Annotated in this window: 22 protein-coding genes; 12 read left to right on the top strand and 10 right to left on the bottom strand. The window is 60.1% G+C overall.

The window, feature by feature from the left end:
• The first annotated feature begins 1 nt into the window (after position 1).
• Positions 2-2,605 (top strand): HAD-IC family P-type ATPase, encoded by a 2,604-nt coding sequence (locus tag HQL44_08620; GenBank protein MBF0268643.1) that lies wholly within the window; start codon positions 2-4, stop codon positions 2,603-2,605.
• On the opposite strand, the gene HQL44_08615 is transcribed toward HQL44_08620, so the two are convergent.
• The 5 genes from HQL44_08615 to HQL44_08595 all read right to left on the bottom strand — a co-directional run bounded on the left by HQL44_08615 (position 2,586) and on the right by HQL44_08595 (position 9,076).
• Entirely contained in the window at positions 2,586-4,145 is a 1,560-nt protein-coding gene (locus HQL44_08615) for a SpoIIE family protein phosphatase (GenBank protein MBF0268642.1), read from the bottom strand. The two genes, HQL44_08620 and HQL44_08615, sit on opposite strands and share 20 nt — an antisense overlap.
• Positions 4,142-5,083: a response regulator gene (locus HQL44_08610; protein MBF0268641.1), complete on the bottom strand. Its 942-nt coding sequence runs from the start codon at positions 5,081-5,083 to the stop codon at positions 4,142-4,144. The genes HQL44_08615 and HQL44_08610 overlap by 4 nt, the downstream gene beginning before the upstream one ends.
• 72 nt (positions 5,084-5,155) lie before the next feature.
• Positions 5,156-6,721 (bottom strand): HAMP domain-containing protein, encoded by a 1,566-nt coding sequence (locus HQL44_08605; protein MBF0268640.1) that lies wholly within the window; start codon positions 6,719-6,721, stop codon positions 5,156-5,158.
• A 9-nt stretch (positions 6,722-6,730) separates the two neighbouring features.
• On the bottom strand, positions 6,731-7,030 hold the full coding sequence (locus HQL44_08600; GenBank protein ID MBF0268639.1) for an STAS domain-containing protein: 300 nt from the start codon (positions 7,028-7,030) through the stop codon (positions 6,731-6,733).
• A 30-nt stretch (positions 7,031-7,060) separates the two neighbouring features.
• The gene (locus HQL44_08595) at positions 7,061-9,076 is read right to left on the bottom strand and encodes a HAMP domain-containing protein (GenBank protein ID MBF0268638.1); all 2,016 of its coding nucleotides are present in this window, start codon (positions 9,074-9,076) and stop codon (positions 7,061-7,063) included.
• Between the two features lie 297 nt (positions 9,077-9,373).
• On the opposite strand from HQL44_08595, the gene HQL44_08590 reads away from it, so the two are divergent.
• The 4 genes from HQL44_08590 to HQL44_08575 are packed head-to-tail and all read left to right on the top strand — an operon-like array spanning position 9,374 to position 13,514.
• On the top strand, positions 9,374-10,399 hold the full coding sequence (locus tag HQL44_08590) for an amino acid ABC transporter substrate-binding protein (GenBank protein MBF0268637.1): 1,026 nt from the start codon (positions 9,374-9,376) through the stop codon (positions 10,397-10,399).
• Positions 10,400-10,453: 54 nt separating this feature from the next.
• Positions 10,454-11,623, top strand: a complete 1,170-nt coding sequence (locus tag HQL44_08585) for an amino acid ABC transporter permease (protein ID MBF0268636.1) — start codon at positions 10,454-10,456, stop codon at positions 11,621-11,623.
• A complete protein-coding gene (locus HQL44_08580) occupies positions 11,620-12,768 on the top strand; it encodes an amino acid ABC transporter permease (protein MBF0268635.1) in 1,149 nt (382 codons plus the stop codon). Before HQL44_08585 ends, HQL44_08580 begins: the two co-directional genes overlap by 4 nt.
• A 5-nt stretch (positions 12,769-12,773) precedes the next feature.
• A complete protein-coding gene (locus tag HQL44_08575) occupies positions 12,774-13,514 on the top strand; it encodes an amino acid ABC transporter ATP-binding protein (GenBank protein ID MBF0268634.1) in 741 nt (246 codons plus the stop codon).
• 265 nt (positions 13,515-13,779) lie between these two features.
• Here the strand turns inward: HQL44_08575 and HQL44_08570 are convergent, their stop codons facing one another.
• Complete coding sequence (locus HQL44_08570; GenBank protein MBF0268633.1) at positions 13,780-14,604, bottom strand: hypothetical protein; 825 nt, start codon at positions 14,602-14,604, stop codon at positions 13,780-13,782.
• A gap of 305 nt (positions 14,605-14,909) precedes the next feature.
• Between HQL44_08570 and HQL44_08565 the strand changes: the two genes are divergently transcribed.
• From HQL44_08565 to HQL44_08550, 4 genes are all read left to right on the top strand, one after another.
• Complete coding sequence (locus tag HQL44_08565) at positions 14,910-15,269, top strand: type II toxin-antitoxin system RelE/ParE family toxin (protein ID MBF0268632.1); 360 nt, start codon at positions 14,910-14,912, stop codon at positions 15,267-15,269.
• 2 nt (positions 15,270-15,271) lie between these two features.
• Positions 15,272-15,589: a helix-turn-helix transcriptional regulator gene (locus HQL44_08560; GenBank protein ID MBF0268631.1), complete on the top strand. Its 318-nt coding sequence runs from the start codon at positions 15,272-15,274 to the stop codon at positions 15,587-15,589.
• Positions 15,590-15,602: 13 nt separating this feature from the next.
• Positions 15,603-15,803, top strand: coding sequence for a hypothetical protein (locus tag HQL44_08555; GenBank protein ID MBF0268630.1), 201 nt, complete (start codon positions 15,603-15,605; stop codon positions 15,801-15,803).
• Between the two features lie 165 nt (positions 15,804-15,968).
• Positions 15,969-16,532: a hypothetical protein gene (locus HQL44_08550; protein ID MBF0268629.1), complete on the top strand. Its 564-nt coding sequence runs from the start codon at positions 15,969-15,971 to the stop codon at positions 16,530-16,532.
• Here the strand turns inward: HQL44_08550 and HQL44_08545 are convergent.
• The gene (locus HQL44_08545) at positions 16,529-17,221 is read right to left on the bottom strand and encodes an orotate phosphoribosyltransferase (protein MBF0268628.1); all 693 of its coding nucleotides are present in this window, start codon (positions 17,219-17,221) and stop codon (positions 16,529-16,531) included. The genes HQL44_08550 and HQL44_08545 overlap by 4 nt on opposite strands.
• A 70-nt stretch (positions 17,222-17,291) precedes the next feature.
• Entirely contained in the window at positions 17,292-18,809 is a 1,518-nt protein-coding gene (locus HQL44_08540) for a UbiD family decarboxylase (GenBank protein ID MBF0268627.1), read from the bottom strand.
• Between the two features lie 121 nt (positions 18,810-18,930).
• On the opposite strand from HQL44_08540, the gene HQL44_08535 reads away from it, so the two are divergent.
• Both HQL44_08535 and HQL44_08530 read left to right on the top strand, forming a co-directional pair.
• Positions 18,931-20,742, top strand: a complete 1,812-nt coding sequence (locus HQL44_08535) for a GAF domain-containing protein (protein ID MBF0268626.1) — start codon at positions 18,931-18,933, stop codon at positions 20,740-20,742.
• 5 nt (positions 20,743-20,747) lie between these two features.
• Positions 20,748-21,080 carry a HigA family addiction module antidote protein gene (locus tag HQL44_08530; GenBank protein MBF0268625.1) on the top strand — a complete coding sequence of 111 codons (333 nt, stop codon included), beginning with the start codon at positions 20,748-20,750 and terminating at the stop codon, positions 21,078-21,080.
• On the opposite strand, the gene HQL44_08525 is transcribed toward HQL44_08530, so the two are convergent.
• The gene (locus tag HQL44_08525; protein MBF0268624.1) at positions 21,077-21,607 is read right to left on the bottom strand and encodes a DUF721 domain-containing protein; all 531 of its coding nucleotides are present in this window, start codon (positions 21,605-21,607) and stop codon (positions 21,077-21,079) included. The genes HQL44_08530 and HQL44_08525 overlap by 4 nt on opposite strands.
• A 22-nt stretch (positions 21,608-21,629) precedes the next feature.
• Here HQL44_08525 and mutY point away from each other — a divergent pair, with 22 nt between their 5' ends.
• A complete protein-coding gene (gene mutY, locus HQL44_08520; GenBank protein ID MBF0268623.1) occupies positions 21,630-22,664 on the top strand; it encodes an A/G-specific adenine glycosylase in 1,035 nt (344 codons plus the stop codon).
• On the opposite strand, the gene glmS is transcribed toward mutY, so the two are convergent.
• Complete coding sequence (glmS, locus tag HQL44_08515; GenBank protein MBF0268622.1) at positions 22,651-24,474, bottom strand: glutamine--fructose-6-phosphate transaminase (isomerizing); 1,824 nt, start codon at positions 24,472-24,474, stop codon at positions 22,651-22,653. The two genes, mutY and glmS, sit on opposite strands and share 14 nt — an antisense overlap.
• Positions 24,475-24,477: the final 3 nt, after the last annotated feature.

Below are 24,477 nucleotides of genomic sequence, written 5' to 3'. Positions count from 1 at the left end.
GATGACCGAAATCCAGCTTCCGCCGTCTCATGCTTGGCACGCACTTGCGCCCGACGAGGCGCTTTTACTTCTGCAGGCGGATACAAATGGCCTTAGCGGCCAGGATGCCAAAGACAGGCTAACTCGCTTTGGCGCCAATCTCCTGGCCAGGACGACGCGCGAAAGTGCCTTCAAGCGCTTCTTGAAGCAATTCGACAATGTTCTGATCTATGTCCTGCTGGCGGCGTCGGTCGGCACGGCGGCGCTGGAAAACTGGATCGACACCGGGGTCATTGTCGGCGTCGTGCTGATCAATGCGCTGATCGGCTATCTGCAAGAAGGCAAAGCGGAACAGGCCTTGGACAGCATCGCCAAGATGATGTCGCAAACCGCCCTGGTTCAGCGAGGCGGCCATATCGTCAGAATAGACGCCGCCGAAATCGTGCCCGGAGACATCTTGTATCTGAAGGCTGGCGACCGCGTTCCGGCAGATTTGCGCTTGTTGAAGACCAACGCCTTGCAGATCGAGGAAGCGGCGTTGACGGGCGAGTCCGTTCCTGTCGACAAGACCGATTCTTCGGTTGCCCAAGACGCCGCACTCGCTGAACGTTTCTCGATGGCCTATGGCGGAACGCTGGTCACGCAAGGACAGGGAAGCGGCGTTGCCGTGGCGACCGGCCAAGCCACCGAAATGGGCCGCATCGGCGCCCTGCTGGCTTCGGTCGAAAGCCTGACCACGCCCCTTTTGCGCCGCATCGAAGCCTTTGCCCGCTGGCTGGCCTTCGCCATTCTGGCCCTGTCCGGCGCCGCTTTCCTTCTGGCCTGGCTGGGCCGGGGATTCAGCTTGGACGATTCCTTCATGGCCGCCGTCGGACTGGCCGTGGCCGCCATCCCCGAAGGTTTGCCCGCCGTGCTGACCATCGCCCTGGCGGTGGGCGTTCGGCGCATGGCCAAACGCAAGGCGTTGATCCGCCGACTTCCCGCCGTGGAAACCTTGGGGTCGGTCACCGTCATCTGTTCGGATAAAACCGGCACGCTGACGCAAAACAAGATGACCGTGGCCGCCACGCTGCCGTCGCCATTGGGCGAGCGCGCCCTTCTGGAAGCCGCCCTGCTTTGCAACGATTCAGCCGTCCGCCATGTGGACGGCGTTCTGCATATCGAGGGCGCGCCTACCGAAACCGCCTTGATGCGAGCCGCCGTCGAAAGCGGGCTTAATCCAGATGCGCTTCGCGCCAGCCAGCCGCGCCTGGGGGAAATCCCCTTCGATTCAAAAGTCAAGCGGATGGCGACGCTGCATGGCTTTAGCGAGGCTGCGGCGCGCCTTTACGTCAAAGGAGCGCCGGAAAGCGTGCTGTTGTTGTGCGATCCGGCCAGACGGCATGAGTGGGAACTTCTGGCCCACGAGCAGGCGGCCAACGGGCGGCGCGTTCTGGCCCTGGCCCGCGGAGATATCGACGTCACAACCCCAGCTTCGGACATTGGCCTTGCCATGCACGACATGGAGTTCCTGGGCTTGATGGCGCTGATCGATCCGCCCAGAGAGGAAGCCACCGCCGCCGTGGCGGCCTGCAAGGGAGCGGGCATTTCCGTCTGCATGATCACCGGAGATCACGCCGAAACCGCCAGGGCCATTGGCCGTCAGATGGGGCTGGACGCCAGCAGCCCGGTCCTGACCGGCAAGGCCATCGACGGCTTGGACGACAAGGAATTGGCGCAAGCCCTGGCCAGCACGCGCATCGTGGCGCGCGCAACGCCAGAACATAAGCTGCGTCTGGTCTCTGCCTTTCAGGCCAGGGGCGAAATCGTGGCCATGACCGGCGACGGCGTCAACGACGCCCCGGCGCTGAAAAAGGCGGATATCGGCGTGGCGATGGGAATCAGCGGCACCGAGGCGGCCAAGGAAGCCGCCATGATGGTTCTGGCCGACGACAATTTCGCCACCATCGCCGACGCCGTTCTGGAAGGGCGTGGCGTTTACGACAATCTGAAGAAATCCATCGCCTATATTTTGCCCACCAACATGGCGCAAGCCTTCGTCATTCTGGCCGCCGTGGTGGCGGGCACGCAATTGCCCATCACGCCGGTGCAAATCTTGTGGGTGAACATGGTCACCGCCATCACGCTGGCGATGGCGCTGGCCTTTGAACCGGCCGAGCCGGGCGTCATGCTGCGAGCGCCCCGCTCGCCCGACGAATCGCTGATCACGCCGTTTCAACTCTGGCGGCTTTTCCTTGTGACCGCCTTTGTCGTCGCGGCCAGTTTCGGGCTGTATCTGCACGCCATCCAAGGCGGAGCATCCTTGAACGAGGCCAGAACCGTGGCGGTGAACACGCTGGTCGCCTGCGAAATCGCCTATCTGTTCAACATGCGATATCTGGATGCCCCGGCATGGCGCCTGCGCGCCCTGTTGGGAAGCCGACCGGTTCTGATTTCGGTCGCCGTCATGCTCTTGTTCCAGGCGGCCTTCACTTACCTTCCCTTCATGCAGGCTTTTTTCCACACGCAATCCCTGCCCCTGTCGGCTTGGGGTCCCATCTGCCTGTCGGCGCTGGTTTTGTTCATCGTCATCGAAATCGAGAAGGCGGCGCGCAATGGCTTGCGCGCTAAAGTATCTGACAGGTGATGACGGTCAGATCGTCCTTGAGCGGACGCTCGACCTTCTTGAAGAAGGGGTCCAGCAGGCTCCAGGCGTTGGTCTCGCTGCGCTTGTCCTGGGCCACGGATCGCAGCAACTCGGCGACGCCGTCCTTGCCCAGCATCTTGCCGTCGACATCCGGGCTTTCCGCCAGCGCATCGCTGGCCAGCATGATCAACGATCCAGGCTTGATCGCCAGTTCCCTCACTTGGAATTTAGCGCCGCCGACGGCGCCCAAAGGCAAGCCGCGCCCTTCGCCCGGTTCCACGGTCGCTGTTTTCAAATCGGCAACCAGCGGTCGGGGCGACGCGGCGGCGGCATAGCGAAACAGCCCAGCCTTGGGATCGACGATGCCGTAAAGCATGGTGGCGTATTGACCGGTGGGCAGGTTTTCCTTCAGCCTGGCGTTCAGGATTTCCAGATAGGCCGCTGGCTCGTCCCTGCGCTCGTCATGCTCCTGAATCAGGGTCGTCAGGCGAAAGGTGTTCAAGGCCGCAGCCACCCCATGGCCGGAGAAATCCGCCAAATACAGGGCAAAACGCCCGCCGCCCAGCGGCACCGCGCCCCAGATGTCGCCTCCCAGTTCCGAGGTCGGCTCGAAATAATAATTGAGACGCACTTTCGCATCCGCCTCGATTTCGGCCAGCATTTCTTGCTTGGGCAACAATTCGCGTTGGCTGTTGCGCGCCGCCTCCAAATCTTCTTCCAACCGTTCGCGATAATTTTGCAAATCGTCGAACATGTCTTTCAACAGTTCGTAGGCGTCGGAAAGGCGGGTCGTGCTTTCCACGTCGCTCGTAATATCGACGCCGGTTCCGGCATAGCCCAGGAATTCGCCGTCCGGGGAAAAGGCGGGATCGCCCCACATGCGCAAGGCGCGCCTTGCGCCATCGCTGTCCCTGGTCCGGCAAGCCAGCGACTGGAACGGCTTGCGGGCCTCAAAATCCATGATGTACTGGCGCCAACGCTCGGGATCGTGCTCGATCTCGTCGATGTCCCAAGGCGTGCGCCCCAGCAGAATGTCCGGGGGCAGGTGCTGGCGTTCCTGAAATTCCTTGGACAACCAGCAGAACTTCAGATCCGGCCCCAATTCAAAAGCCCAATCCCAGGGACGGGCGCGTTTGACGCCCTTGACCTGAAGCGATTGCAAGAACAGCCCGCGCGCCGTGTGGCGCTGAATGGCATAGTCGATCCTGGACGCGATGTTGTCCTCGCCCATCAGATCGTAAAGCACGGAATCGGTAGCGCCCGCCTGAACCAAAGTCAGCGCCTGCTCTTCCTGTTCATGACTGGCCCATATCACCAAGGCGCTGTCGGGCACGGTTTCGGCCAATCGCCGCACGGCATGAATGGGCAAGGCGTCGGATAGGGACAGACCGATCAGAATCGCATCAGGCTGCGACCGGGCGGCCAGCTCCAAGCACGCCGCCAAGCCATCGACCGAGGTCACCTCGCCCAAAAAAGCAGGGGGGGAAGGCGCCGACGATCCGGCAGACAGAAAGATCAGATCCAGCGAACGGGCGTTCATGGCACGCCCGGCTCAGACGGGGAGGTGCGGTTCAAATCGACCAGCCCCATCACGACATTGCCGCGATCCTGATATTCAATGGCGGAAAAGCCGGTTTTGCGGGCCAGCGCGATGCCGCGCCCATGCGTCTCGAAAACGCGCGACGGGTCCATTTCCATATAACGGCGCCAATCGAAGCCTTGTCCTTGATCGATGATGGTGATGGCCACCATGTGCGGCATGCGGGTATAGACCACTTCCACCGATTTCGACTGGTTCTCGGGCAGGGCCAAGCGGCGCTCGATCTCGCCAGCCCAGGCGCTTCTTTCGATCAGTTCGGATTTTTCCTGATAGCTGATGCCCAGATTGCCGTGCTCGACGGCATTCATCATCAATTCCGAAAGGCCGAATACCAAAGAAGGCACTTCGGGCACGGCGCTGGCCAGCATGACGGCCAGCAAGTTGGCTTCCTCGGGCGTGCGATAGCGAAACCGGGCGTCGTTCATCAGCGTCAGGGCGTCGGTGTGCTTCTTCACCTCGCTCATCAGACGGCGATACTGCGAATGGTCATAGACGGCGGCCTGGGTGATCGACAGCAACAGCTCGCGCTGGATCGGCTTGACCAGATAGTAGAAAACGCCGTTGCGGATGCCGTCGACGATCTCTTCCTGGCCATCGATGGCGGTTTGCATGATCACCGGCACATGGCGCAGCCTGCGGTCCTTCTTCATGAGCAGAAGAACGTCCATGCCGGAAAGGCCCGGCATCATGCGATCCAGCAGCACGGCGTCATAGGCTTCGGGATTGGCCGTCATGCGATCCAACGCTTCCTGGCCGCTCTGCGCCTGATCGACGGCATAGCCAGCGCTTTCCAGAAGCACCGACAGGATTTCGCGGTTGAATCCTTCGTCGTCAACGACCAGCAAACGGGTCTGGCCGCTAGGCGTGTGGCCATTCATCGTTCTGGCCCGCCTGAAACGCTCCGATTGTCGATCAGCAATGCGTACCCCCTGTTTGTCCGGCCCGTTTGCTTATGCGGCCGGTTTGAATTTCTGGACGAAACGCTCCAGAAGCGGCAGTTCGTCATCGCCGATTTCCAGACCGACATGCACACCCTGCCCCGTAACGGCCACCACAATGCCTTGCAATGGCGGAAGGCTTGGCAATTCTAAACCGATTGCCATCGAAGGACACGCATTTTCTATCGCCCGATCAAGAACGGCGGCGCCCGAAAGCGATATTTCGTGAAGCAGGCAAGGCTTGCGCCCATCGCCATTGCTGATCAGGGCGGCAACATTCACCGTATGGCGCTCGTTCATGCGGCGGTTTTCGCCCGATCCGGCCCGCATGATTTCCTGAAAGCTGCCATTCATCGACACAAGACGCGAATTGACGTCGCCCAGGGCTTGGCTGACGCTGGCGGCAAGCGTTCCCGCATCTTGCGAGAAATCCGCGGCCCTTACGATATTGTCGAACACGGCATGCGTGCCTTCGGCGGTTTGCCTCGAACTGTCGGCAATCTCGCGGCTGGCCGCTTCCTGGCGACCGACGGCGGCGGCAATGTTGCCGGCGATGGCATTGACCTCGCCGATGATCTGGCCGATGCCGCCAATCGCCGCCACGGCTTCCTGGGTGGCTTGCTGAATCCGTCCAACCTGAAGCGAGATGTCCTCGGTCGCCGTGGCCGTCTGATTGGCCAGCGATTTCACTTCTCCCGCCACCACGGCAAACCCCTTGCCCGCCTCGCCCGCCCGCGCGGCCTCGATAGTGGCGTTCAGCGCCAACAGATTGGTTTGCGCGGCGATGCTGCTGATCAGATCCACCACCTCGCCGACGCTTTGGGCCGCTCCGGCCAAATTCTCGACCAAATGTCCGGCCCGCCCGGCTTCCTCCTCGGCCTTGCGGGCGATGGCCGTCGAATGGCCCGCCTGTTCGCGGATTTCTTGCACCGAGCCGCTCAGTTCTCCAACCGCGCCGGACAGCCCTTCCACATTGCGGCGCGCCTGCTCGCAAGCATCCTTCGCCTCCTGGGCGCAGGCCTCGACGGTGGTCACCGACTGGCTGACCGCCTGGGTGCTGCCGATCATCTCCTGCGCCGTTTCAAGCACGCCCTTCACCGAGGCGGATATTTCCGCCTCCAAGGCGTGATTGAGGGCCAGCCATTGGCTTTGCAGCTTGCGCTGATTGCGCCGCCCCTCGGCCTCTTCCTTGACCTGCAGCAGGCGCAAACGGCGCGCATTGTCCTTGAAGACGTTCAACGAACGGGCCAGTTCGCCGATTTCGTCCTTGCGCGCCTGGAAGGGAATGTCGGCGGACAAGCTGCCTTCCGCCAAGTCGTTGGTGATGTCGATCAGGCGGCGGATGGCGGGTACGGTGGTGACGACCAGGGCCAGAACGATGACGCTGCCGATAACGATGCCTGCCAGGCCAAGGGCCATGGCAGGCAGGAACAGGTGGGGGCTGTACTGCTCGACCATGTAGAGGTAGAGCAAGAAAAACGCCCAGGCCACCGCCACCGGCGGCAGAAAGGACAGCAGAATCTTAAGGCCGATCCCCCTGGAAAAGACCTTGATCAGCCCTGGCAATTTCCCCCCCATGCGCCGGACCTATTCGAAGGCGAAGAGCGTGTCGAAGCAAGACAAGCGCAACAACTCCTTCACATCGCCCTGGGCCGAGCGGATGCTGACCTTCACGCGGGCCTTGTCGGCCTGATCGCGCAGGGTCAGCAACATGCCAAGACCTGCCGAGTCCATATATTCAAGCCCGGCCATGTCGATGACAATGGCCTTTCCTTGTTTGACCAAGCCCGGCACCAGACCGTCGAAGGCTTGCCGGTCGGCATAGGTCATCTGCTCGCGCAACACCAAGGCGCTTCGCCCGCCGTCTTCCTTGATTTCGTATTTCACGATAAATCCTCCTGCTTGAGCGGCGGCCTGTTAAGCGGCCTTTTTGCGGCTTTGAATGAATTGCTCGACCTTGGAAAGGCTGGCTTCCTCAATCTCCAGACTGATATGGGTCGACGTCGGCGTCAAGGCCATGACCTGCCCCGAGAACTCGCCAAGCCCGGCCAGCTTGACCGACAGGACGGCGCCACGCTTAACCCCTTCCAGCGCCCGGTCCAGCACCCCGGCCCCGGAGAGCGAGAGATCGTGCAGCAGGCAACTGATCTCGCGGCCATCGCAGACGGCCGTGGCGGGCAGGTTGATCGTGTGGCGTTCATTCAAGCGCTTGTTGTCTTCAGAGCTGGAACGCATGATGTCGGCCATCGATTGTTGCATGCCGACGATGCGGTCATTGACCTGAACCGCCGAGGATTTCAACTCGCCCGCGATGGAGCTTGTTTCGACGCTGGAGCGGGAGACTTCGGAAATGTTCGACGAGGCTTCCTGCGTTCCCCCAGCCGCTTGCGATGCCGAACGGGCGATTTCCTGGGTGGCGGCACTTTGCTCCTCCACCGCCGACGCGATGCCCGCCGCGATGGCGTTCATCTGGCTGATCGTCTTGGCGATGCCTTCGATGGCCGACACGGCGTCCTGGGTCGCCTGCTGGATGGCCGTGATCTGCCCGGAAATCTCGTCGGTGGCCTTGGCGGTCTGGTTGGCGAGGCTTTTGACCTCGTTGGCCACCACCGCGAAGCCTTTACCCGCATCGCCCGCCCTGGCCGCCTCAATCGTGGCGTTCAAGGCCAGCAGATTCGTTTGGCTGGCGATGTCGTTGATCAGATGCACCACCTCGCCGACGCTTTCCGCCGACTTGGCCAGGCTTTGCACCATGCCGGTGGCGCGCGAGGCTTCATCCTCGGCTGAATGGGCGATGCTGGTCGATTGGCTGACCTGTCGGCTGATTTCTTGGACCGAACTGGACAGTTCTTCCGCCGCCGCCGCCACGGCGTTCACGCTGCCGGTGGCCTGTTCCGACGCCGCCGCCGCCGTTTCCGACTGGCGCTGCACCGCGTCGATGGCGCTGCTCATATTGTCGGCGGAACCGCGCATGGATTGCGCCGCCGTCAGCACCACCTCGACCGTTTTGCTCACTTCCTCTTCCAAGGCATGGTTCAAGGCCAGCAACTGGCTTTGCAGCTTGCGCTGGTTGCGCCTTGATTCCGCCTCGGACGCCGCCTGCACCTGGCGCAGTTTCTGTCCGCTAACCCTGAAGATTTCAACCGCGCTGGCCATCTTCCCTGTTTCGTCGCTTCGCCCAACGCAAGGTACGGTCAGTTCAAGATTGCCGTCGGCCATCTTGCCCATCACTTCCGTCAAATCGAGCATCGGTCCCAGCAGGCGCTTGTTCAGCAGAACGAGGGCCAGCACCAGCACGCAAACGACCACGCCGCCCGCCAGCCCTATGCTGATCGCCATGGTGTTGGCGGAACTGGCCAGCGTCTCGCCGGCTTCCTGCAAATCCTTGGAGGCTTTTTCCGTATTGGCGTCGACTTCCTCGATCAGCTTGTCCAGGCTGCCGCTCAGTTTCTCCGCCACGGCGTCGAAATCCTCCATCATCTTGTTGCCGCCGGGTGGCCCCTTTTCGACGTAGGCGGCAGCCATCTTCTTGCCGAAGTCATAAAAAGGCAGGAAATCCGCCCTCACCTGATCGAGCGAGGACACAACGCCCGTCAGCCCCAATTCTTGGGCCAGGACCTTGGCTGCGGCGACGTTCTTTTCGAAGCTCTGGGCGGCGGCTTCGGCTTCCTTATAGCCGTCGTCCAGCCCATCCTGTCCCCGAGTGGCCGAAATATCCGTCAGCCAGAGCGACACCTGGGCGGCATCCATCTTGATATCCTTGATGGCCTTGACCAAAGGCAAGTCCTTGCCCGTCACTTCGTTGGCAGAGTGCACCATCTCGTGGATGTGTTCGGTCTGCGTCACGAACAGGCTGGCAGTCAGAATGCCTGTGCCTGCCATCAAGGCAAACAAAAGCCCAAAGACCAAAGAAAAGGTCTGTTTGATGGTCATAGCTGAAGATCTCCCAACAAGCGTGATTGCCCCCGGCGGCTCTTTGGCGGCCACATTTCAGGAAACTGTTCATCCTTGGTTTTGAATTGTGCAGAAAAATTGTTCCCCCGCACTAAAATAATGATCCCATCGCGTTTATAAGTTTTACGTAATATTCATAATGGAGTTAGGGGCTTGGCGGAAAGACTGTCATCGCCTAAATTCTAGAACAACACCCGATAACTTACCGGGGCCTTGCTTCGCTCAAGGCCCCCGCTGAGCTTGTCCTCGACATCATAGGAAACCGGGAGATATCAAATGAAACGTTTATCGCTATGGGCCATCCTTGCCACCGTCACCAGCGCGACCTTGGCAGCTCCGGCCTTTGCCGGGACAACCTTCGACGCCGTCAAGGCGCGCGGCAGCTTGAATTGCGGCGTTCATACCGGCTTGGCTGGCTTCGGCGCCCCCGACGACAAGGGCAACTGGGCCGGGCTTGACGTCGATGTCTGCCGTTCGGTGGCCGCCGCCATGTTCGGCGACTCCACCAAGGTCAAATATGTGCCGCTGACCACCCAGCAGCGTTTTACCGCGCTGCAATCGGGCGAAATCGACATGCTGTCGCGCAACACCACCATCACCAGCCAGCGCGACACCGAACTGGGCATGAATTTCGGCCCGACCAACTTCTACGACGGCCAGGGCTTCCTGGTCCCCAAGAAGCTGAAAGTGAACAACGCCAAGCAGTTGAACGGCGCCACTGTCTGCGTGTTGCCGGGCACCACGACCGAGTTGAACCTGACCGATTACTTCCGCGCCAACAAGATGAGCTTCAAGCCGGTGGTAATCGAAAAGCAAGATGAACTGGCGGCGGCCTTCTTCGCTGGCCGTTGCGACGCCATCACCTCGGACGCCTCGCAGTTGGCCTCGATCCGTTCGGCCCAGGCGTCGAACCCCGACGACTATGTCATTCTGCCCGAACTGATCTCGAAAGAACCCTTCGCCACGGCGGTGCGCCATGGCGACGACCAATGGTTCGATCTGGTCAAATGGGTGGTCTACGCCACCTTCGAAGCTGAAGAAAAAGGCATCACCAGCGCCAATATTGACAGTTTCAAGGGCAAGACCGATCCCACCATCAAGCGTCTGCTGGGCGAAACGCCCGGCCTGGGCAAGGCCCTGGGCGTCAATGAGGACTGGGCCTATCAGGTCGTCAAGCAGGTTGGCAATTATGGCGAAAGCTATGAGCGCAACGTGGGGGCGAATTCAAAACTGAAACTGCCCCGCGGCCTCAACGCGCAATGGAACAAGGGCGGCTTGATCTACGCCCTGCCCATCCGCTAAGAACGTCCCCGCCGCCCGGCCAACCGGGCGGCGGTTTTTCTTCGAAGATTGGTCATGAGCCAAGACGCCCCTAAAACGCCCTGGTGGAACGACCGGGCCATTCGCGCCATCCTGTACCAGATTCTGGTCGTGGGCGCCGTGGTGCTGGCCGCTTGGTATCTGATCTCCAACACCCTGGACAATCTGGCGGCGCGCAACATCGCCACCGGCTTCGGCTTCCTGACCCGCGAGTCGGGTTTCGCCATCGGCGAAAGCCCCATTCCTTTCGACCCTGCCGACAGCTACGCCAAGGCCATTCTGGTCGGCCTGCTCAATACCGTGATCGTGGCCGTGCTGGGCGTGATTCTCTCCACCATGATCGGCACGGTGATCGGCGTCGCCAGACTTTCCGGCAACTGGCTGGTGGCCCGCTTGGCCAGCTTCTATGTCGAAACGCTGCGCAACATTCCCGTGCTGCTGCAATTGTTGTTCTGGTACGCGCTGATCACCGAAGGATTGCCGGGGCCGAACCAAGCCCTTAATCCATTGCCCGACGTCTACCTGTCCAATCGCGGCTTGAAGTTCCCCACCCCCGACTGGGGCGGCGTGGAATGGCTGGTGCTGGCCGCCCTGTTCCTGGGCATGGCTGGTACCTTTTTGCTGGTCCGCTGGGCCAAGCGCCGCCAAGCCCTGACCGGTAAAATCTTTCCCACCATCCGGGCGGGCATCGGTTTGATCCTTGGCCTGCCTCTGCTGGCCTGGATAGCCCTGGGCGCGCCCACGCAGATGAACGCGCCCGAATTGCAGGGCTTCAATTTCGAGGGCGGCCATTCGGTCAGCCCGGAATTCGTGGCCCTTTTGACCGGGCTGACCCTGTACACGGCCTCGTTCATCGCCGAGATCGTGCGTTCGGGCATTCTGGCGGTGGCGCCGGGCCAGACCGAGGCCGCGCTGGCCCTGGGATTGAAGCGCGGCCAAGTGCTGCGCCTTGTCGTGATGCCGCAGGCCTTGCGGGTCATCATCCCGCCGCTGACCAGCCAATATCTGAACCTGACCAAGAATTCCTCGCTGGCGGTCGCCATCGGCTATCCCGATCTGGTCAGCGTTTCCAACACCACCATCAACCAGACCGGCCAAGCGATCGAGGGGGTCGCCCTTCTGATGGCCGTCTATCTGGCGGTGTCGCTGGCCATCTCGGCCTTCATGAGCTGGTACGACAAGAAAACCGCGCTGGTGGGCAGATGAGCGACCTTGCCAGCCATGATCCGAAAACCGCCACGGAAATCGCCTCGCATGTCGAGGAGCCGTCGCAGGCCGAGTTGCACATCCACCGGCGCAACGCCTTTTCGGCCCTGGGCTGGGCGCGCGACAATCTGTTCAGCAACATTCCCAACACGATTCTGACCGTTCTTTCGGTAACCGTTTTGGTCTGGACCGTGCCGCCGCTGCTTGATTGGCTGCTATTGAAAGCCACTTTCCTGGGGGCCGATCCCCAGGCTTGCCGCGACGCGGGCGGCGCTTGCTGGTCCTTCATCGAGGTCAAGCACCGCTTCATCCTGTTTGGCCTTTATCCCTACGATGAACATTGGCGCCCCTTGCTGGCCATGGGATTGTTCATTGCCGCCCTGGCCGCTTCTTGCGATCCCAGGCTGTGGAACGTGAAAATCCTTTACGTATGGGGCCTCGTCCTGCCGGTTTGCGGCGTGCTGATGTGGGGCGGCTGGCTGGGCCTGACCTTCGTGCCCAACGACAAATGGGGCGGCCTGCCGCTGACCCTGATTTTGGCGACACTGGGCATCGTGCTGGCCTTTCCGTTGGCCGTGCTGCTGGCGCTGGGGCGGCGTTCGGACATGCCCGCCATCCGCGCCATCTGCATCGGCTATATCGAAACCGTGCGCGGCGTGCCCCTGGTGTCGGTGCTGTTCATGGCCTCGATCATGTTTCCTCTGTTCCTGCCCGAAGGGCTGACCATCGACAAGCTGCTGCGCGCGCAGTTGGGCATCATGCTGTTCACGGCGGCCTATCTGGCCGAAGCGGTGCGCGGCGGGCTGCAAGCCCTGCCCAAGGGCCAGTACGAAGCCGCCGACGCCTTGGGCCTGGGCTATTGGCAAAAGACGCGCCTGATCATTCTGCCCCAAGCCCTAAGGCTGGTGATTCCGCCCATCGTCAATCAGTTCATCAGTTGCTTTAAGGACACGTCGCTGGTCATCATCATCGGGCTGTACGACCTGTTGACCACCGCCAAGACGGCGCTGGCCGATCCTTTGTGGCGGCCCTTCTACATCGAAAGCTACGTCTTCGCCGCCTTCATCTATTTTCTGTTCTGCTATTTCATGTCGCGCTACAGCCAGTATCTGGAACGGCGGCTGAACGCAGGCACCCGGAGATAAGACGCATGAGCGATCCCGTTATCGAACTCGATCACGTCAACAAATGGTTCGGCGCCTTCCATGTGCTGAAGGACGTGTCTATGCGCGTGGGCAAAGGCGAGAAGGTGGTGGTGTGCGGGCCTTCTGGTTCCGGCAAATCGACCGTCATCCGCTGCATCAACCGGCTGGAGGAACATCAGAAGGGCCGCATCCTGGTTGACGGGACCGAGCTGACCGGCGACGTGCGCCAGATAGAACGTATCCGCAAGGACGTCGGCATGGTCTTTCAAAGTTTCAATCTGTTCCCGCATCTGACGGTACTGGAAAACCTGACCCTGGCGCCCAACTGGGTCAAGAACACGCCGATGAAGGAAGCAACGGAAACGGCGATGTATTACCTGGAACGCGTGCGCATTCCCGAACAGGCCGCGAAATATCCCGGCCAGCTTTCGGGCGGCCAGCAGCAGCGCGTGGCCATCGCCAGGGCGCTTTGCATGAAGCCCAAGGTGATGCTGTTCGACGAACCCACCAGCGCCCTGGACCCCGAGATGATCAAGGAAGTGCTGGATGTGATGGTGGAACTGGCGCATGAGGGCATGACCATGGTCTGCGTCACCCATGAAATGGGATTCGCCCGCACGGTGGCCGATCAGATGATCTTCATGGCCGAGGGCCAGATCGTGGAATCAGCCCCGCCTGCCGAGTTTTTCGCCGCCCCCAAAACCGAACGCGCCCGCCAGTTCCTGGGGCAGATTTTGGGGCATTAAAGATATTTCTGAACAGCGTTGGATAGTGACAAAATATTGTTCAATTCACAATTCAGGACCTGACTCTACTGATAGGCGTGGATGTCGCGACTGAAGCTTCCAGCGCTCTACGGCATCAAGATCAGACTGCCATAAACTGAAAACAACATTTCTCATTTGGCCCCCATAGGTTAACCATATGCTTTCTGTACTGGCTGGAAGCTCTAATATTGATACAAGATATATGAGTTCCGAAAAGCTACTTGCAGAGAAACTTGTGTAGATGTTAGCTGTATGCCAACTTGGCTATAGGATGTAAGGCCTTTCCTTTCCGAGACAAGGCTGCGTCTAATTCGTCACTTGTGATGATATTTTCTAAGAGGTTAAGCTGCTCAGCATTCGCTCGCTTCAGTTCAGGCAAGTTATACTCGGCAGCTATGACATCAAGCACATCGCTGATGGCAGAAAATGCGGCGCCAAACACAGAGATGAAGTGACTGAGAAATAAGGCATCAACCTCCTCCCTATTCTTTGGCAGCGAGTCCCCACCGGTCCAAAAATAGCTTACTCCTGAGAAAGACCCATGGAGGATCTCAGAAGAGTGACGGTAGATCGACAGAACTGCACCAAATAAACCGATACCCTTACGCCCAAATCGGTTGCGAACAGAACTTAGGCGATCCTCCACACTTTTCTCGGTCCATCCTTTACCCCTCCCTTTTTTGTCACTGAATTCTTTTAGTGAATCCTCAAGGCCTGGAACTGATGCAGGACTTGGAATCTCACCCGCAACTCCAACCAAGAAACGGAACCCACCGAATTCACCCTCTCGTTTCAGGTCACGGTAGTTTTTCTGAAAAGCATGTCTTATTGCCTTGTTAGCGGCGTCTTCTCCTTCTGCAAGGATGTATGCAATGTTCAAACAGCCCTCCGAGATTGAGCGCGCAATGCCAAAACAGTCGCGAATACCCATGTCAAGAGTGGCGGTTAACTTCACTAGGCTATGGACGGATACGCCGATGGCTTGCAGCAACATGGACGCGACGCGAACTGTGCTAGTTAGCTCTTTAGAGCCACCTCCTTCAACAGAAGTGATTTTATGCAAAGCCAAGTCGATTAGCCTTGTTTGCATCAACAAGAGACCGCGCAGCTGATCTTTTGTCGATAGCTGAGGTTTGTTCTCGCAAACTATCTGGCATCGCCTTTTCAGCGAATGAATTGAGCATACCATTGTATGATCTCTCATTGTTTAAGCAGGAAAATTCAAGCTGAAATATTTCTCCGTTATAATAGGGTCCGAATGCAAATCAAGCGAGAGATAAACGCAATATAGCGCACGATAGATTTTATCCACAACATGTCGCCTCACAATAATAATGCCCTCGACACCATATGACTTTAATGCCATAATCCATCATGCCCTGGACGGTTCGCTTTGCCGACGAATTTGAAACCGAATGGATGGCCCTGCCGGATGGCGTGCAGGACAAGGCCATGGCGGTGTTCGGTCTTCTGGCAGAGTTTGGGCCTTCGCTTGGACGACCTCGGGTCGATACGTTGAAGGCCTCGCGCCACGCCAACATGAAGGAGTTGCGCTTCGACGCCGATGGCGGGGTATGGCGAGTCGCCTTCGCTTTCGACCCTGTGCGCGAAGCCATCCTGCTTGTAGCGGGCGACAAGGCAGGGGCCGACGAACGCCGATTTTACGCCGACCTGATCGCCAAGGCGGATATGCGTTTCGACCGCCATCTGGCCTGTTTGAAAAAGGACAAATAACCATGGGACGGACATTGAACGAAGTCTTGGTCACCTTGCCGCCCAAGCGCAAGGCAGCCATCAAGCGCGAAACCGCCCGATTGATCGAGGAAGAATATTCGCTTCGTGAAATCCGCAAGGCTTTGTCGCTGACACAAGACGAACTGGCCAAGGAACTTGGCGTCGGGCAGGACGAAATCTCGCGCATCGAGCGGCGGGCCGATATGCTGGTTTCGACATTGCGTCGCGTCATCGAAGGCATGGGCGGCGAGCTGGATATCGTCGCCCGCTTTCCCGATCACGATCCGGTCCACATCGCAAATATCGGCGATCTGGCTTGAGGAGCAAAATCAGATGTCCGGCTGGGGTTGCCCGCACGAAACCAAGGGCATGTGCGACAAAGTAAAAGGCAAGGAATGTTCGCCGGGCATGAAAGGCTGCATCATGCATGGCCGCTTCCGCTTTGCCAGCCCCGAGAAGAACGCGCCGGAAAGCGTTCGACGCCGACTGAATGACGCCAATACCCACAATAAGAATGACGACGACGTGACGTAATCATTCTTCGAATTACTTGATATATGTTAACGCAAAGAATAAGAAACGGCATTTGTATCTAATTTGCATAAAATTGTGTGTAGTATTTATTTTTGAAAGGTTGAATTAAGTAAATTTCAATCATATAATGAATATAAAGGCTAACGATCTCCAGGAGGGAGTGTCATGGCCGTTACGACCAGCTTGCACCATATGCAGTCCGACCCCAGGGGGCATCAAAAGCCCGCCCCCAGGCCCGCGACCGCTCAGCACCCCACCGGACATCCCGCGGCCCATCATCCACCCGCGCATCCGCATGCCGAGCCGCCCCACAAGGCGCACCCCCATCCCCCGGCCGTGAAGAAAAAAAGCCATTGGCTTGTTTATACTTTGCTGGCAGCGACCATTCTGGGCATTGGCGGCGTCTTCTTTGCAATGCGCTCCAGCGGCCCCGCCAAGCCGACCCCCGAAGCCCTGGTCCAGCAGATTGAGGACACGGCCATTTCGGCGGCCCCGGCGACAAATGTCTTTGGCGGCATGATTTTTTCCGACCATGGCAGCCCGCCTTCGGTGACGGTGGCGGGCATTCCCAACAAGGCCTGCGTCTCGGCAGGCTGGCGCTTGGCGCGTTCAGGCCTTGTCACCATCAACGGCGTGATGCCGGAACGCGTGTCGGCCGCCATCCTGGCCGAAATGTGCAATCAGGGCGATGCCAACGCGCTTAGCTGGACGCCAAAGAAGGAAAATTAATCGCTTCCCTTGCCGCCATGGGCGGTTGACCAGCCCACCGGGTCGTAGAGGAAGGCGCGCACCTGATCCAGCGTCTTCTTGTCGAAGCTCTGGGCGTGTTCGGCCACTTCCAGCACATCCCACCAATTGGCGAGATAGTGCAGGTTAAGACCCATCTCCTCGAGATTCTTGAGCGCTCCGGGAAAGACGCCATAGAAGAACACGACTAGCGAATGGTCGATCTTGCCGCCCGCCTCGCGGATGGCCTTGCAGAAAGTGACCTTGCTGGCGCCGTCGGAAGCCAGATCTTCCACCAGCAGCACCCGGTCACCTTCCTCGAACGTGCCTTCGATCTGGGCGTTGCGCCCGAACCCTTTGGGCTTCTTGCGCACATACAGCATGGGCAGGTTCAATTTGTCGGCCAGCCATGCGGCATAAGGAATGCCCGCCGTCTCGCCGCCCGCCACCGCTTCAAGGCCAGCAAAACCCACTTCGCGCTCGACGGCGGCGGCGGCCAGTTCGGTGATCTTGCGCCGGGCCAAGGGATAGGAAATCACCTTGCGGCAGTCGATATAGACCGGGCTGGCCCAGCCGCTGGTCAGCTTATAGGGGTCCTCGGGGCGGAAATTGATCGCCTTGATCTCCAGCAGGATACGGGCAACGGTCAGGCCAGCCTGTTTCTGTTCGGGGGTGCGGGCGACAACGGCCATGGGAAAAGCTCTCGATCAAGGGTGGGGCTGCCCTGTCTTAAAGCGATTCGGGGACGGGATGCAAGGCGGCTTAGGGCTTCCAAATCGCTTTCCCAAGCCCCGGCAGGCCCAATTCGTCCCAACGCTTGCTTACCCGGTCGATTACGTCTTGCTCCATGCGGATCACACGTCCCCATTCACGTTTAGTTTCGGGGGGGATTTTGCTGGTGGCGTCCAGCCCCATCTTGCCGCCCAGGCCGGAATCGGGGCTGGCGAAATCGAGATAATCGATAGGGGTATGTTCGATCAATGTCAGGTCGCGCACCGGATCCATGCGGGTGCTGATCGCCCAGATCACATCGTCCCAGCTTCGGCAATCGATGTCGTCATCGACCACCACCACGAATTTCGTGTAGACGAACTGGCGCAGGAACGACCACACGCCCATCATCACCCGCTTGGCGTGGCCGGGATAGGCCTTCTTGATCGAGACCACGGCCATGCGGTACGAGCAGGCTTCGGGCGGCAGCCAGAAATCGACGATCTCGGGGAACTGCTGCTGCAACAGCGGGATGAACACTTCGTTCAAGGCCTCGCCCAGAACGCTGGGTTCGTCGGGTGGACGACCGGTGAAGGTGGACAGGTAAATCGGGTCTTTGCGCATGGTGATGGCCGACAGCGTGAAGACCGGAAAGGATTCGACATTGTTGTAATAGCCGGTGTGGTCGCCATACGGCCCTTCGGGCAAGGTGGCCGACAAGTCGATATGGCCTTCCAGGATGATCTCGGCACAGGCAGGCACCATCAGGGGCACCGTCTTGGCCTTGACCAGTTCCACCTTCTTGCCGCGCAACAGGCCAGCGAACTGATATTCCGACAGCGTATCGGGCACCGGCGTCACGGCGGCCAGGATGGTGCCGGGATCGGCGCCGATGGCCACCGCCACCGGGAAGGGATCGGTTCGTCCCGCCGCCTTCCAGCGCGCGAAATGTTGCGCCCCCCCACGATGTGGCAACCAACGCATGATAGTCTGATTCTTCCCCGCCACCTGCATGCGGTAGATGCCGACATTGGCGGCGTCGCGCTTGTCGTCGCCCGGCCCCTGGGTGATGACCAAAGGCCAGGTGATCAGCGGCGCCGGTTCGCCCGGCCAGCAGGTTTGGATGGGCAGCGCCCCCAGGTCGATCTGATCGCCGGTCAGCACAACTTCCTGGCAAGGAGCCTTCGACACGGTGGCGGGCTTCATGGCCAGCACGGTCTTGAGCAGCGGCAATTTTTCCCAGGCGTCCTTCAGGCCGCCCGGCGGCTCGGGCTGTTTCAAATAGGCCAGGGTTTCGCCAACGGCCCGCAATTCTTCGACCTTGCGGCCCATGCCCAGGGCAACCCGCTCCTTGGTGCCGAATAGATTGACCAAGACTGGATAGGGGTAGCGCTTGCCCTCTGGTCCCACCACATGTTCGAACAGAACGGCCGGACCGCCCTGGGCCAAAAGACGGGTTTGGATTTCGGTCATCTCAAGATGGGGCGAGACCGGGGCCGTTACCCGGACCATTTGCCCCCTGGCCTCGAGATGGGCCATGAAATCGCGCAGGCTTTCGAACATTGGCAAGGCCCCCAAGGATTACTACATGTTGAATTATAGAGCTTTTTGACCAGCTTTGACTTTTCTTTCAACCAGAAGACAGGTACTCTAAAGCCATGGGGGTCCGATGAACAACAACACAATACCCATGCCTGGAGACGACCGCGAATCCCGCTTCAAGCGGCTGATCGACATTGGCATCGCGCTCTCGGCCGAGCGCGACTACAACCGCTTGCTGGAAAATATCCTGGTCGAGGCCAAGAATTTCTGCAACGCCGACGGCGGCACGCTGTATCTGATGCTGGAAGACGGCAAAAGCCTGTCCTTCGCCATCATGCGCAACGACACGCTGGGCGTGGCCATGGGCGGCACCACCGGCAAGCCCATCCCCTTCCCGCCGGTCAAGCTGTATCTGGATGACGGCTCTCCCAATCAGAACAACGTCTCCTCGCTGGTGGCGCTGACCGGGCAGACCATCAACATCCCCGACGCCTATGAAAGCAAGGATTTCGATTTTTCGGGCACGCGCAAATTCGACGCGGGCAACAACTATCGTTCCAAATCCTTCCTGACGGTGCCGCTGAAAAACCGCAACAACGAAGTAATCGGCGTCCTGCAATTGATCAATGCCAGGGCCGACAGCGGCGAAGTGGTCGATTTTTCGCCCGACATCGTGCCCTTGATCGAGGCGCTGGCCAGCCAGGCCGCCGTCGCCTTGGACAACCGCTCGCTGATCGACGCCCAGGTCAAACTGTTCAACAGCTTCATCAAAGTGATCGCCACCGCGATCGACGCCAAATCGCCCTATACCGGCGGCCACTGCTTGCGCGTGCCGGAATTGACGAAAATGCTGGCCAAGGCGGCCTGCGACGAAACCGAGGGCCAGTACGCCGATTTCAACCTGAACGCCGACGAATGGTACGAGCTTGAAGTTGCCGCCGGCCTGCATGATTGCGGCAAGGTGACGACGCCTGAATACATCGTCGACAAGGCGACCAAGCTGGAAACCATCTACAACCGCATCCACGAAGTTCGCACCCGCTTCGAGGTTTTGAAGCGCGACGCCGTGATCCATTACCTGGAAGCGCGCATCAAGGGAGAGAAAAGCGACGCCGAACTGCGCGAAGACCTTGATACCGAACTGGCGCAGTTGGACGACGATTACGCCTTCGTGGCCGAATGCAATGTCGGCGGCGAATTCATGGCCCCCGAGAAGGTCGAGCGCCTAAAGAAGATCGGCGCCCGCACCTGGGTGCGCTCGCTCGACGACGAATTGGGGCAATCGATCGCCGAATTGCGACGCCTGCCGCCCAACCGGCCCAAGCCGCCGGTGACCGAATATCTGCTGGCCGACCGCGATGAACACAAGATCCCGCACGAGATCGTGAACCATCTGGCCGTCGGCATGGAGGAATTCACACTCAAGCGCCCCGACCTGCACCTCAATCTGGGCGAAATCTACAATCTGTCCATCGCCCGGGGCACGCTGACCAACGAGGACCGCTACCACATCAACGACCATATCGTGCAGACCATCTTGATGCTGCGCGCCCTGCCCTTCCCCAAGAACCTGAAGCGGGTGCCCGATCTGGCGGGCAATCACCACGAAAAGATGGATGGAACCGGCTATCCGCGCAGCCTGCTGCGCGAAGGCATGACGGTGCCCGAGCGCATCATGGCGATTGCCGACATCTTCGAAGCCCTGACAGCGGCCGACCGGCCCTACAAACCGCCCAAGACGCTGTCGGAAAGCCTGAAAATCATGGGCTTTATGTGCAAGGACAAACATGTCGATCCCGACCTGTTCAACCTGTTCCTGACGTCGGGAGTCTGGAAAACCTACGCCGAAAGATTCCTGCGCCCCGAACAGATCGACGAGGTCGACATCAACAAGTTCCTGTTCAAGCCGCCGCCGCCTCCAGCACCACCTGCGCCGACGCCTGCAACAGCAGCAGAGTAGTTGCCATGCTTGCGACGAAGCGCAAGCCGGCCAGCGTCGCCACAGGCCGCCGCTTTGCCCCCGCGCCGCCGGGAGAAATTCTAGCCGCCGATTTTCTGGAACCGATGGGATTGAGCGTCTATGCGTTGGCCAACGACCTTAGAGTGCCACGCTCCCGCCTGAACGACATCGTCTTGGGAAGGCGCGCCATCACCACCGACACCGCGCTGCGCCTGGCCCGCTATTTCGGCACCAACGCGGAATTCTGGATCAATCTGCAAAGCCATTACGATCTGGAGGTTGCCAAAACGACCTTGAAGCCGAATATCGAGCGTGAAGTGACGCCAAGGGCAGCCTAACTCTCCCCCACCACCGCCCGACCCAGATTCAAAAGCGCCGCCCTGAGATCAGGATCGGAGACTTTATCGAGCATCACGGCCAGCTTGGCCTCTTCCTCTTTCGAGAGCGGGCGGTGGACGGGCAGTTTGCGGGCGGGCTTGCCCGGCAATGGTCCCTGGATCAGTTTCAGCCGGTCCACGGCCCGCCATCCAAAATAGGAATTCACGCGCTCTAGAACCTGCGGCTCCATATAGGTCAGCATCATGGCCGCCGGACCGGAATCGACCTTCAAGTGCAAAACGCCGCCGGTTTCGTTTTTTCCATCACCCCGTTTGGCCGGGATCACCTTGATGGGCAATGTATGTTCGGCCAATTGCGGCCCGGCGATGGCGTCCCAGCGGGCCAGCAGCTCGGCCTCGGCGAAGCCCTGGCGGCCCAGCGCCGGGCGGGCGGCCTTCAGGGCGATCCCCGCCACCGACTTCAATTCATAGGTCGTGGTGGGGCCGCGCGGCTTGGGCGTTTCAATATCGGGCTTGTCATCGCTCATGCCGCACAGGATAACGGTGTCCATGCCCCGCCGCCACCATCCCGACATGCGCCCGCTTCTGGCCTGGTACGACGCCAACAGGCGCGACCTGCCCTGGCGGGCCAATACCGATCCTTACCGGATATGGTTAAGCGAGGTCATGCTGCAGCAGACCACGGTGCCCACGGTTCTGGGCTATTTCGACCGGTTCCTGGCCCGCTGGCCGACTATTGGCGATCTGGCCGCAGCCCCTTTGGATGACGTGCTGGCCCAATGGGCGGGGCTTGGCTATTACGCCCGGGCCAGGAAACTGCATGAATGCGCGAAAGTCGTTGCTGGCGCGAGAGGCGGGCGTTTTCCCGAAACCATTGAAGCGCTGCAACAGCTTCCCGGCATCGGACCCTATACGGCGCGGGCCATCGCAGCCATCGCCTTTGACGTCAACGCCGTGCCGCTGGACGGCAATATCGAGCGCGTGACCGCCCGCCTGTTCGCCATCGAAACGCCCCTGCCCCAGGCCAAGCCGCAACTGGGGGAACTGGCGCAATCGCTGGCGGTGGCAAAAAGACCCGGCGATCTGGCGCAGGCCCTGATGGATCTGGGGGCAACCGTTTGCACGCCCCAAAAGCCCGCCTGCCAGGCTTGCCCGATCAGCCAAGACTGCCTTGGCCTTCGCAAGGGGATTTCGCAAAACCTGCCCTTGCGCGAAAAGCGTGCGGCGAGGCCCAGCCGCCACGGCGTGGTCTTTTATGCCGAGCGCAAATCAGACGGCGCCATTCTTTTGCGAAAACGCCCCGAGAAGGGACTGCTGGGCGGCATGCTGGAATTGCCGGGCACGGATTGGCGCGCCTTGGCCTGGACGGAAAACGAGGCGATGGCGTATGCGCCGGCTGGCAGCGGCTGGCACAAGGCTGGCCGGGTCAAGCATGTCTTCACCCATTTCGCCTTGGAACTGGTGGTGATGACCGGCTTCGCCACCCGGCTGACGCCCGGCTGCTTCTGGGTAAAACCCGATCAGTTGGAGGGATTGGCCCTGCCCACTTTGATGAAGAAGGCGTTGCGGTTCACTCGACAGTGACGCTTTTCGCCAAGTTCCTGGGCTGATCGACGTCTGTGCCCTTGGCCACCGCCACATGATAGGCCAGCAATTGCACGGGAACGGCATAGAGAAGCGGGGCCACGAAGGAATCGACCTGGGGCAGTTCGATGGTCGCCCAGGCCTTGGCGGCCAACCGCTTGGCGCCCAAGCCGTCGGTAAACAGCAGCACCTTGGCGCCCCTAGCGATCACTTCTTCGATATTGCTGGCCGTCTTGTCGAACAGATCGTCGCTGGGCGCGATGGCGATCACCGGCATATCCTCGTCCAAAAGCGCTATCGGCCCATGTTTCAACTCGCCCGCCGCATAGCCCTCGGCATGAATGTAGCTGATCTCCTTCAGCTTCAGCGCCCCCTCGAGCGCGATGGGAAAGCCGGTGCCGCGCCCGATATAGATGGCGTCCTTGGCCTCGGCCACCTTTGAAGCGATCTCCTTGATATGCGCGTCGCTGGCCAGCACGTCGGCCACCCTGGACGGCACGCTGACCAGAGCGGCCACATGCTTGGCTTCAGCCTCCAAGGACAAACGACCCAAGGCGCGCCCCATGCCCAGCGCCAGACAGGCCAGCACCGATAATTGGGCCGTGAAGGCCTTGGTCGAAGCGACGCCGATCTCGGGTCCGGCCAAGGTCATCACCATGGCGTCGGCCTCTCTGGCCATTGTGCTTTCGCCCACATTGACCACGGCCAGCGTATGCACGCCTTCTTGCTTGCACAGACGAAGGGCGGCCAGCGTGTCGGCGGTCTCGCCCGACTGCGATATGAAGATGGCCAACTGTCCCTTCTTCATCACCGGATGGCGATAGCGGAATTCGCTGGCGATATCGACATCGACCGACAGGCGGGCCAATTGCTCGAACCAATATCTCCCCACCAACCCAGCATAATACGAGGTGCCGCAAGCCACGATGGTGATGCGCTCGACCGATTGCAAATCGAAGGGAAAAACGGGCAGCGTCACCGTTCGGTCTTCGGGATTGTAATAGGACTGGATCGTGTCGCTGATCACCTGCGGCTGTTCGCAGATTTCCTTCATCATGTAATGGCGATGCTCGCCCTTGCCGATCAGAGCGCCCGACAATTGCGTGATCTTGGTCGGCCGTTCCACGAGATTGCCGTCGGCATCGCGTATGGCAGCACCCTGACGGGTCAGCACCGCCCAGTCGCCCTCTTCCAGATAGGTCAGCCTGCGCGTGAGAGGCGCCAGGGCCAAAGCGTCCGACCCCAGATACATCTCGCCATCGCCATGGCCGATGGCCAGCGGACTGCCGCGCCTGGCCGCAATCAGGATATCGGGCCGGTTGGCGAAAATGATGCCCAGCGCAAATGCGCCGTCCAGACGCCGCAAGGCTTGCTGGGTGGCGTCTTCGGGCGATTTGCCTTCCTGCAAATAGGCGTCGATCAGATGCACCACGACTTCGGTGTCGGTCTGGCTGGCGAAACTGTGGCCCTTGGCGGCCAGTTCTGCCTTCAATTCCTGATAATTTTCGATGATGCCGTTATGGACCACGGCCACGCGCGCAGTGGCGTGCGGATGCGCGTTGATTTCGTTGGGCACGCCATGCGTGGCCCAGCGCGTGTGCCCGATGCCGATCGCGCCGCCCAGCGGCTTGTCCTTCAACAGCGCTTCAAGATTGACCAGCTTACCCTGGGCGCGCCGACGTTCGATGGCTCCATCGACCAGAGTGGCGATGCCCGCCGAATCATAGCCGCGATATTCCAGCCGCTTCAGGCCCTCGACCAGTTGTCCCGCCACGTCCTGCTTGCCGATGATGCCGACGATGCCGCACATGTC

It is taken from the genome of Alphaproteobacteria bacterium, from assembly GCA_015231795.1.
GTDB lineage: Bacteria > Pseudomonadota > Alphaproteobacteria > Rhodospirillales > WMHbin7 > WMHbin7.
The sequence above is the reverse complement of the archived record's forward strand: the minus strand, read 5'-3'. Positions and strand labels throughout refer to the sequence as shown.

Bases quoted from the DNA above. Each gene is read 5' to 3' on its own strand.
- HQL44_08575 (MBF0268634.1), top strand. From the start codon at position 12,774: ATGAGCGATCCCGTTATCGAACTCGATCACGTCAACAAATGGTTCGGC.
- HQL44_08620 (MBF0268643.1), top strand. From the start codon at position 2: ATGACCGAAATCCAGCTTCCGCCGTCTCATGCTTGGCACGCACTTGCG.
- HQL44_08615 (MBF0268642.1), bottom strand. From the start codon at position 4,145: ATGAACGCCCGTTCGCTGGATCTGATCTTTCTGTCTGCCGGATCGTCG.
- glmS (MBF0268622.1), bottom strand. From the start codon at position 24,474: ATGTGCGGCATCGTCGGCATCATCGGCAAGCAGGACGTGGCGGGACAA.
- HQL44_08580 (MBF0268635.1), top strand. From the start codon at position 11,620: ATGAGCGACCTTGCCAGCCATGATCCGAAAACCGCCACGGAAATCGCC.
- HQL44_08560 (MBF0268631.1), top strand. From the start codon at position 15,272: ATGGGACGGACATTGAACGAAGTCTTGGTCACCTTGCCGCCCAAGCGC.
- HQL44_08595 (MBF0268638.1), bottom strand. From the start codon at position 9,076: ATGACCATCAAACAGACCTTTTCTTTGGTCTTTGGGCTTTTGTTTGCC.
- mutY (MBF0268623.1), top strand. From the start codon at position 21,630: ATGCCCCGCCGCCACCATCCCGACATGCGCCCGCTTCTGGCCTGGTAC.
- HQL44_08605 (MBF0268640.1), bottom strand. From the start codon at position 6,721: ATGGGGGGGAAATTGCCAGGGCTGATCAAGGTCTTTTCCAGGGGGATC.
- HQL44_08535 (MBF0268626.1), top strand. From the start codon at position 18,931: ATGCCTGGAGACGACCGCGAATCCCGCTTCAAGCGGCTGATCGACATT.
- HQL44_08590 (MBF0268637.1), top strand. From the start codon at position 9,374: ATGAAACGTTTATCGCTATGGGCCATCCTTGCCACCGTCACCAGCGCG.
- HQL44_08610 (MBF0268641.1), bottom strand. From the start codon at position 5,083: ATGAATGGCCACACGCCTAGCGGCCAGACCCGTTTGCTGGTCGTTGAC.
- HQL44_08550 (MBF0268629.1), top strand. From the start codon at position 15,969: ATGGCCGTTACGACCAGCTTGCACCATATGCAGTCCGACCCCAGGGGG.
- HQL44_08525 (MBF0268624.1), bottom strand. From the start codon at position 21,607: ATGAGCGATGACAAGCCCGATATTGAAACGCCCAAGCCGCGCGGCCCC.
- HQL44_08555 (MBF0268630.1), top strand. From the start codon at position 15,603: ATGTCCGGCTGGGGTTGCCCGCACGAAACCAAGGGCATGTGCGACAAA.
- HQL44_08565 (MBF0268632.1), top strand. From the start codon at position 14,910: ATGCCCTGGACGGTTCGCTTTGCCGACGAATTTGAAACCGAATGGATG.
- HQL44_08545 (MBF0268628.1), bottom strand. From the start codon at position 17,221: ATGGCCGTTGTCGCCCGCACCCCCGAACAGAAACAGGCTGGCCTGACC.
- HQL44_08530 (MBF0268625.1), top strand. From the start codon at position 20,748: ATGCTTGCGACGAAGCGCAAGCCGGCCAGCGTCGCCACAGGCCGCCGC.
- HQL44_08585 (MBF0268636.1), top strand. From the start codon at position 10,454: ATGAGCCAAGACGCCCCTAAAACGCCCTGGTGGAACGACCGGGCCATT.